5 protein-coding genes are annotated in these 9,140 nt (G+C 64.7%); all 5 read left to right on the forward strand.

Annotated elements, in window-relative coordinates; genetic code table 11:
- The first annotated feature begins 481 nt into the window (after window positions 1–481).
- Complete coding sequence (locus K1X11_RS15320) at window positions 482–2,017, forward strand: TolC family protein (protein WP_324726002.1); 1,536 nt, start codon at window positions 482–484, stop codon at window positions 2,015–2,017.
- A gap of 46 nt (window positions 2,018–2,063) precedes the next feature.
- Window positions 2,064–2,792, forward strand: coding sequence for an efflux RND transporter periplasmic adaptor subunit (locus K1X11_RS15325; RefSeq protein ID WP_221031689.1), 729 nt, complete (start codon window positions 2,064–2,066; stop codon window positions 2,790–2,792).
- Between the two features lie 69 nt (window positions 2,793–2,861).
- Window positions 2,862–4,688: a GAF domain-containing protein gene (locus K1X11_RS15330; RefSeq protein ID WP_221031690.1), complete on the forward strand. Its 1,827-nt coding sequence runs from the start codon at window positions 2,862–2,864 to the stop codon at window positions 4,686–4,688.
- Between the two features lie 43 nt (window positions 4,689–4,731).
- Window positions 4,732–6,915: a M50 family metallopeptidase gene (locus K1X11_RS15335; RefSeq protein ID WP_221031691.1), complete on the forward strand. Its 2,184-nt coding sequence runs from the start codon at window positions 4,732–4,734 to the stop codon at window positions 6,913–6,915.
- A gap of 36 nt (window positions 6,916–6,951) precedes the next feature.
- A complete protein-coding gene (locus tag K1X11_RS15340) occupies window positions 6,952–8,958 on the forward strand; it encodes a preprotein translocase subunit SecA (RefSeq protein ID WP_221031692.1) in 2,007 nt (668 codons plus the stop codon).
- Window positions 8,959–9,140: the final 182 nt, after the last annotated feature.

Genomic DNA, 9,140 nt, shown 5'->3' on the forward strand with positions numbered 1-9,140 from the left:
GACTGCCCGGGATCCGGAGTCGGGCAAGCCCAGAAACCACGTAGTCGGGAATTTGGCAGTCGTTTCTAACTCCCGAGCTGGTGGGTGTTTGCGGTATTGGGTATGCCTGTTGTTCGGTTCGACGGGGCAAGGGCGCTTCATTAAGGGTCCGAATTGGCGGTAGAAATTGGTCTATAGTTTGTGCTCTATCGGTCTGCCACCAAGTGATTTGCGAAATCGGGCTCCGGTGGGCGGGGGTAGGTGTGCAGAATATAGGCTTGCGCGGCTTCACGGAGGAAGACTGAGCTGATTGCCCTCCTTCGTTGGCCCAAGCTGTGCAAAATACTGACGAAAAAGAACTAGCACCATTCGGGTGGGGCCGGGGACCCGAAAATATTGAGTAATATCTGTTCATAACTTGGGGAGTTTTACCTATATCTGCTGGCCAATGGCCTGAATCTCCCGAGTTTCTCGCACCTTCCTTGCCTTGCCGACCTGCACCATGCGCTTCTTTCGCTCCCTTCCCGCACCTCGCGTCTCTCTCGCAATCGCCACGCTGGCTTTTCCTTTTGTTGGGCCGACGGTCCAAGCCGCCGACTCCTCGGCCGCAGCTTACAGCCTGCACGATCTGCTGGTCGCGGCGCTGAACACCAATCTGGAGCTGCGGGCCAAGCGCATCGATCCGATCCTGCAGGACCTGCAGGTGGATGCCGCGTGGGGCGAGTTCATGCCCAACGCCGTGATCGCGGGCAACTACTCCAGCACGGAGCGCCCCAAGACCTCGCAGGAGCTCTCCTCCCTCGGCTCCATCTTCGGCGGCGAGGATGACCCGATCCTCAACGACGACCTCGGCCGTCTGCAGGTCGGTCTCACCGGCAAGCTCCCCACCGGTATGACCTACGAGGCCATGACCGGCGTCGATGAGGCCCGCAACGACTACAACAACTTCAACTCGGAGTTCATTTCCAACTCCACCCTCGCCATCACCCAGCCCCTGCTGCGCGACTTCGGCTTCAAGGCCAACCTCGCCGAGGTGCGCCTGCGCCGCCGCGCGGCCGACGCTTCCCGTTTCGAGCTGCGCGCCGTCGCCCTGCGCATCATGCGCGACGTCACCAACGCCTATCACGAGCTGGTTTACGCCGAGGAAAATGTGCGGGTGAAGGAAGAGGCCGTGCAGGTCGCCGAAGACCTCGTGCACGAGAACAACCGTCGCTTCGAAGAGGGCCGCATGGCACCGATCGACGTCACCCAGGCCCAGAGCCGCGTGGCCGAGGCCAAGGAAGAGTTGCTGGTCGCCCGCAACTTCCTCGAGCAGCGCCAGAATCAGATCCTCGAACTCACCCGCGATTCCTTCGATCTCGATGACACCGAGATCGTCGTCGAAACCGACTTCATCCTCGACGACGCGCCGGTCATCGACCGCGAGGCCGCCCTGGTCGACCTCTTTGAGCTCAACCCGTCCTACCTCGGCAGCCTCGAGCTCATCGAAGCCGAGAAGATCCGCGTCGCTTACGCGAAGAACCAGCGCTGGCCGCGCGTCGATCTGCGGGCGACCTTTGGCTACAACGGCATCGGCGGCACGCTCACCCGTTCCTACCGCAACTACTGGGAGCGCACCCAGCCGAGCTGGAGCGCCGGTCTCGTGGTGAACTACCCGATCTGGGACAAGGCCGGCCGCAGCCGCGTGCAACAGTCCGAGATGCGCAAGGAGCAGGCCATCCTCGAACTCAAGCGCACCGAGGTTGTCCTCCTCTCCGCCTTCGACACCGCCCTGCGCGACCTCAACAACGCCGCCGCGCGCATGGAGCTGGTGCAGGATTCCGTGCGCCTCGCCGACTCCGCCCTCAACGCCGAGCTCAAGCGCCTCGCCTCCGGCCTCACCACTAGTTTCAACGTGGCCCAGGCCCAGCGCGACGTCTCGACCGCTCGCTCCCGCGCCCTCGCCACCCGCGTCGATCTGAACCGCGCCTACACCCAGCTTGGTTTTGTGCTCGGCACCCTGCCACGTGACTTGAAGATCGAGATGATCGACGAGTAAGCCACCCCCGCCCCGCTCCCGCTCCGTCCCTTTCGTTCGTCCGCCCATGACCTTGCCCGCCTTCCGCCGTCCGCTGCTCGCCGCTGCCGCGCTGTTGCTCACCTCCCTCACCGCCGCTGCTTACGAAGGCATCGTGCTGCCCTACAAGGAGGTCGTGGTGTCCTCTCCGGTGCAGAGCACGATCGTCGAGGTGCTGCACAAGGAGGGGGATCAGGTGACCGCCGGGGCCACGCTCGCCCAGCTCTACAATCGTATTGAAGAACTGGATATGCAGCGCACCGCCGCGGCTTTGGAAAAGCGCGAGTTCGACTTCGAGGGCTCCAAGAATCTCTACGCCGAGCAGATCATTTCCGAAGACGAAGCGATGAAGGGTCGCATCGAGATGGAGCTCGCCCGTCTGCAGGCTGAGCAGGCCAAGGAAATCTTCCGCCAACGCACCATCACCGCGCCGATCAACGGCATGGTCGTCGAGCAAATGCGCGAGATCGGTGAGGCCGTGACGGCCGCCGAGCCCATGTTCCGCCTCGTCGATATCGACCGCGTCTACGTGCAGATCTACGTGCAGGTCGACGAAGCCTACACCCTCAAGCTCGGCGACACCCTCGAGGTGCGTTGCCGCGCTGCCGACCGCGACGCGGTTTACCAAGGTGAGGTGGAGTTCATCGACCCGCGCGTCGACGCCGCCTCCGGCCTCGTGCGCGTCAAGATCGTCGTCGATAACCCCGGCCATCAGATCAAACCCGGTCTCCGCGCCGAGGTGATCCCCGCCGACTAATCGTTTCCCGCTGCAGCCCCGATCGATCGACGGGCGTCCTTTCTTTCATCTCCCTCCTTTTCCTCCTCCATGAGCAGACTCGACCCTGTATCCTCCGGTGAAGCCGCCGCCCGCCTGGAAGCGTGCCGCTTGTTCGACGGACCGGTGAAGGACTTCTGGCCGATGTTTGCCCGCACCTGCGCCGAGATCGCCGGTGCGGCTGGCACCCGCGTGGTGGTGCAGGCGGGCGAGGAATGGAAACTCGCCGCCGCGTGGCCGAACCCGCGTGACTTCCCGGCCCCCATGCATGGCAGCAGTTTCCAAGCGCTCGCCAAGCAGGCGCTGCATGAGGGCGTCGCTGCCGCCACCGCCGGCGAAGGTCAGCGCGCCGGTCTGCTGTTGGTGGCGCTTTCCACCGGCGATACGAATGATCGCTGTCTGCTCGCCGCCGCCATCGCGCCCGGAGGTCAGGAAGACCTCGCCGAAGCCGGCGCGTTGCTGCGCCTCGCGGCCGACACCCCGCTGCTTTATCAACGTCAGCGCCAACTCGAGCGTTCGAAGCGCGACGTCGAAAACTTCACCCAGGCGCTCGAAATCCTCGCCGTCACCAACCTGCACACGCGCTTCCTCGGCGTGGCGATGGCTTTGGTGAATGAGATTGCCACGCGTCACCATTGCACGCGTGTGGCGCTTGCCTGGCAGAAGGGCGCCTACCTACGCGTGTTGGCGGTGAGCGGCACCGACAATTTCGAGAAACGCATGAATGTCGTGCAGAAGCTCGAGGCCGCGATGGAGGAGACGCGCGATCAGGATGAGGAGATCATCTGGCCGGCCAGCGAACATGCCGAAGTCATCGTGCGTGACCACCAGGCTTACGCCGACATGGAACACGTGCCCGCCATGCTTTCCGTGCCGGTGCGCGTGGATGGCGAAGTCAAAGGTGTGCTGCTGCTCGAACGCGCTGAAGCCTTTGGTGAATTTGATGCGCTCGCGCTGCGCGTGATCGCCGATCAAGTCGCCCGCCGCCTAGACGATCTGCGCACCCACGACCGCTGGTTTGGCGCCCGCTGGGCCGCCTCGTGGCGCCAGGGTCTGGCTAAATTTCTCGGCCCGCAAAACACGTGGTGGAAGGTCGCCGGGATCGCCGGTGCGCTCTTCCTCGCTTTCGCCATTTTTGTGCCGCTGCCCTACCGGGTGAATGCCACCTTCATTGTGCGGGCCGAAGCGCTCGCGCATTTGCCGGCGTCCTACGACGGTTATCTGGCCGAGTCCAAGGTGCGCCCCGGCGACCTGGTGACGGCCGGCCAGGAGTTGGTGCGGCTCGATACCAGCGACCTGCGGGTCGAACTCGCTTCCGCGCTCTCCGAACAACGCCGCTACGCCGCCGAAGCCGAGAAGGCCGAGGCCGATCGCAAGCTGGCCGACATGCGCGCCTTCCGCGCCATGCAGGCGCAGGCCTCCGCGCAGGTGGACCTCGTGCGTTACCGTCTCGATCGCGCCAGCCTCAAGGCGCCGTTTGACGGCGTCGTGGTTGAGGGTGACCTGCGCGAACGCATCGGTGCCCCGGTCCGCGCCGGAGACGTGCTCATGCGCGTGTCGCGCCTCGACGGTCTCTACGTGCAAATGGAAGTGCCCGAGCGGGACATTGATCTCATCGCCGAAAGCGAGACCGCGCAGATCGCCTTCACCACCCGCCCGGAGGACACCTTTGATGTCACCATCGAGCGCATCGAACCCGCCGCCGTGGTCGATCGTGATGGCAACTTTTTTGTCGTGCGCGGACGCCTGCAAAACAACGCCGACTGGCTCCGCCCCGGCATGACCGGCGTGGCCAAGGTCGAGTCCGGCCACCGCAACTTCCTCTGGATCGCGACCCACCGCCTGGTCGACTTCATCCGCCTCAAGTTCTGGTGGTAAACCCGCACCGCCCGCCGATGCCGAACCCGCCGCCACCGTCGCGATGAGCAACGAGAACCGCACGCTTTTTAACGAGTCCTGGCACCGCGTATCCGGTCAGCGGTTACGCTTGCGCCCGTCCGTCACCCTGCGCCGACAACGCTTCCGCGGGGAGAACTGGTTCGTGGCCCGCGATGGGTTCACCAATACCTTTTTCCGTTTCCGTCCCGAAGCCTACGACTTCATCGCGCGCCTCGACGGCCGCAAAACGGTCGAGGAGATCTGGATGGGTTGCCTCGAACGTTCGCCCAAGAACGCTCCCGGGCAGGGTGAAGTCGTCTCGATGCTGGCGCAGCTTTACCAGGCCAACCTGCTCGCGGCCGACACCACCGCCGACACCCATCGCCTCTTCGAGCGTCATCAAAAGCGCCGGAAGCAGCAGGTCATGTCCCAGGTCTTCGGCATCTTCTTTCTGCGCATTCGGCTCTTCGATCCGGATCCGCTGCTCAACCGCACCTGGCCCTTCCTGCGCTGGCTCGCCAGCAAGACCGCCGCCATTGGCTGGTTCCTCTGGCTCGGACTCGGTCTGAGCGTCGTCGCGTCCAACTGGGACCGCGCCCTCGACCAGTCGCAGGCCGTGCTCGCGCCGGGCAACCTGTTGCTGCTCTACGGTGCCTTCACCCTCGCCAAACTCATCCACGAATTTGGTCACGCCTTCGCCGTGAAAGCCTTCGGTGGGGAGGTGCACGCCATGGGCATCACGCTGTTGGTGTTTACGCCGATTCCTTACGTGGATGCGACGGCCGCGTGGGCCTTCCGTGAGCGCTGGAAGCGCGTGGTGGTCGGACTCGGCGGCATGATTCCGGAGCTGGCCTTTGCGTCGGGCGCCGCGCTGGTGTGGGCGGCGACGGGTCCCGGCACGCTGAACAGTCTGGCCTACAACGTCATGATCGTGGCTTCGGTCTCCACGTTGTTGTTCAACCTCAATCCGCTGCTGCGTTTCGACGGGTATTACATCCTGTCCGACCTCACCGAATCGCCGAATCTGCAGATGCGTTCGGCTCGGCAGTGGCTGCACAATTTTGAATCGCGGGCGCTCGACGTGAAGACGCTCGAAAGTCCGGCCAGCACCCGCAAGGAAGCCGTATGGTTGTCGGTCTTCGGCGTCGCGAGCTGGTGCTATCGCATGTTTATCACCGTCGCCATCATCCTGCTGGTGGCCGACCGCTACTTCGGTCTCGGTTTGCTGGCGGGCGTGCTGACCTTTATCGGCGCCTTTGTCATGCCGGCGGTCAAAGCCTCTCGCTATCTGGTGCGCGAGCCGCGCATCGAACGCGCCCGCAACCGCGCTTGGGCGTGGGCCCTCGGCGGACTCGCGGTCGTCATCGGCTTCCTCGGCCTGGTGCCCATGCCCAACCATTTCCGCGCCGTCGGCATCGTGCGCGCCGAAGGCTCCTCAGACGTCTTTACGCAGGTCCCCGGCTGGGTGACGCAGGTTCCGTCCGCGCCCGGCGCGACCGTGGCCACCGCCACGCCGCTGGTGGTGATGGAGAACGCCGAACTCGATCTCGCCATCGCCGCCGCTGAAGCCGAGTTGGTCGAAGCCCGCGGTCGCGAACGCCAGATGTTGGCCGGCCTCGCTGCCGGTATTGAACCGTCCCGGGTGCGCCGCGAAGCCGCCGCCGAACGGGTGGACGCGTTGGAGGAAGACCGCGCCGGTCTCACCGTGCGCGCCCAGTCCAGCGGTCGTTGGGTGGCACAGGGTTTGGATGATTGGAATGGCACCTGGCTGCCGCGCGGCGTGCGCCTCGGCGAGGTCGTTGGGGCCGGCCCCGATTGGGAATTCTTTGCCGTCGTGCGCCAGGACAACGCCAGTGAACTTTTTGGCGCGGCCAATGACCGTGCCGAGGTGCGTTTTAAAGGCACCGCCGGTCAGGACATCGTGGTCGACGCGTGGCGGGTGGTGCCCGGTCGCCAGACCCTGTTGCCCAGCGCCTCGCTCGGTTGGCTGGGCGGTGGACCGATCGAGGTGCGCAACGACGACGGCCGTGGTCTCGAGGCGACGGAGCCGTTCTTCCTCGTGGTGGGCCGCATCGCCGCCGAGGACGGTGTCGATCCCGACACCGGTCGCAGCCCGCTCTGGCAAGGTCGCGCCGGCGTGATGCGGTTTGATCTGCCGTGGAGCCCCTTGCTCGTGCAGTGGGCCCGCGACTTCCGCCAACTCCTGCAGAACCGTTACCAAATCTAACCGCTAACCCGCCCGGCTTTTCCGACGAATCCCGCGATGGCTGTCCCGATGGTAGAGGTGCGCCGCACCGAATTGCCCAAGATCGAGCCCCTCCCGAAGGGCTTGGACGGTCTCGTGCATCGTGCTCACGGCTCCTGGCACACCCGCGACAGTTACCGCCGCCGACTCGAGGTGCGGGCGCAGCGGGCACACGCCGCGGCCGGAGAGTTTGCGCCGTTGGGGGATGGTGAATTGCGGGCGGCCATGCGCGAACGCCGTGCCATGGTGCGCCGCGGTGGACGTCCGGTCGCCGAACTCTTTGATGCCGCGCTGCCCGTCGCCGCCGAATTGGCCCATCGCGCTCTCGGTCTGCGCGCCTACCCGGTGCAGCTCATGGGCGCCCTCGGTCTGGGTGACGGTCGCCTGGTCGAGATGGCCACGGGGGAGGGGAAAACCTTCACCATCGCGCTCGGCGCCGGCGTGTTTGGGTGGCAGGGCCGCACGGTCCACGTCATCACCGCCAACGACTACCTGGCTCGGCGCGACGCCGATACCATGCGCGCGGTCTATGAGGCCTTCGACCTAACCGTCGCGGCGGTGACGTCCGAGATGAAACAGGACGCCCGCAAGGCCGCCTACGGAGCCGACGTGGTTTACACGACGAGCAAGGAACTCGTGGCGGACTTCCTGCGCGACCGGCTCGCCCTCGGTCCCATGGCCGATCCGGGACGGCGCACCGTCGCTCGTCTTGTGCGTCGCGGAGATAGCTTGGCCGCCTCCCGCATGGTTTTGCGCGGCTTGCACACGGCCATCGTGGACGAAGCCGACAACCAGTTGATCGATGAGGCGGTGACGCCGCTGATCATCAGTCAGCCGCAGGAAAACATGGCCCTCATCGAGCTCTGCCGCCTCGCCAACGAGGTCGCCGCCGCGCTGCTGCCGGGCGAAGACTACGAGCTGAACATCCGGCACAAGGAGGCCAAGATCACCGAGGAAGGGCACCGCAAGATCGCTGAATGGTGTGCCGAAAAGCAGCGTTCGCGCTTCAGCCAACCCGTTTGGGTGGCCTCGCTGGCCGTGCAGGCGCTCCAAGCCCGCCACTTTTTCATCAAGGACAAGCAATACGTGGTCGTAGATGGGCAGGTGATCATCGTCGATGAGTCCACCGGACGTCTTATGCCCGGTCGTTCCTGGCGTCTCGGCCTGCACCAAGCGGTCGAAGCCAAGGAGGGGCTCGATATTTCTGCGCCCACAGAATCGCTGGCGCGGCTCAGTTTTCAGCGCTTTTTCCGGCTGTTTCGCCAACTCAGCGGCGTGACCGGCACCGGAGCGGAAGCCTCAGCCGAATTCTGGCGCATCTACCAGCTTCCGGTGGTTCAGGTGCCGACGCATCTGCCCTGTCAGCGGCAGGTTTGGCCCACCCAATATTTCCTCCGTGCGGAGGGCAAATGGGCCGCCATCGTGGCCGAAATCGAGCGCCTGCATGAGCTGGGGCGCCCGGTTTTGATCGGCACCCGCAGCGTGTCGGCCAGCGAGCATCTCGGCCGGTTGCTCGAGGCCAAGGGCCTGTCTTTTGCCCTGCTCAACGCCGTCCGGCACGAGCACGAGGCCGCCATCGTGCTCGGTGCGGGCGAGCATCGCGCCATCACTGTGGCCACCAATATGGCTGGTCGCGGCACCGACATCCGCCTCGCGGCCAAGGTCAAAGCCCTCGGTGGCCTGCACGTAATCCTCACCGAATTGCACGAATCCGGCCGCGTGGACCGCCAATTGCAGGGCCGCGCCGCCCGCCAAGGTGACCCCGGCAGCACCCGTTCCTACGCCTGTTTGGAGGACGATTTGGCCGAACGTTTTGTCGCCAAACCGATCCGCCGCCTGCTCCGCACCGTGCTGCCGAGCGGCCGTCCGGCGGCCGGTTTGGCCCGTTTTCTCGCCCGCCTGACCTTCCGTCGGGCCCAGTCGGTGGCCGAAAAATCGACCTTTCGGCAGCGTCGCTTGGTCCTGGAGCAGGACCAAGAGCTAGCACGCGCTCTAATACCCGGACAATCCGTCGATCAGATTTAGTAAACTACTGCAGTGGATATTTTTACAAATCCAATCATTAGCGCTTGCCTGAGGGAACGTCATTTTGACATCTCTGGGGTCCGGCCAATTGAAATGGGTTCTCGTCACGGCCGTCTGCTGCTCACTTTTTCAGCAGTTCAAACTAGGTTCTATACCCTAGGCGTTCCCTCCTCACTCCTTGC

Origin of the sequence: Actomonas aquatica, from assembly GCF_019679435.2 — a bacterium.
GTDB classification, from domain to species: Bacteria; Verrucomicrobiota; Verrucomicrobiia; order Opitutales; family Opitutaceae; genus Actomonas; species Actomonas aquatica.

Coding starts and splice junctions, on each gene's coding strand:
- K1X11_RS15320 (WP_324726002.1), top strand. CDS start 482: ATGCGCTTCTTTCGCTCCCTTCCCGCACCTCGCGTCTCTCTCGCAATC.
- K1X11_RS15325 (WP_221031689.1), top strand. CDS start 2,064: ATGACCTTGCCCGCCTTCCGCCGTCCGCTGCTCGCCGCTGCCGCGCTG.
- K1X11_RS15330 (WP_221031690.1), top strand. CDS start 2,862: ATGAGCAGACTCGACCCTGTATCCTCCGGTGAAGCCGCCGCCCGCCTG.
- K1X11_RS15335 (WP_221031691.1), top strand. CDS start 4,732: ATGAGCAACGAGAACCGCACGCTTTTTAACGAGTCCTGGCACCGCGTA.
- K1X11_RS15340 (WP_221031692.1), top strand. CDS start 6,952: ATGGCTGTCCCGATGGTAGAGGTGCGCCGCACCGAATTGCCCAAGATC.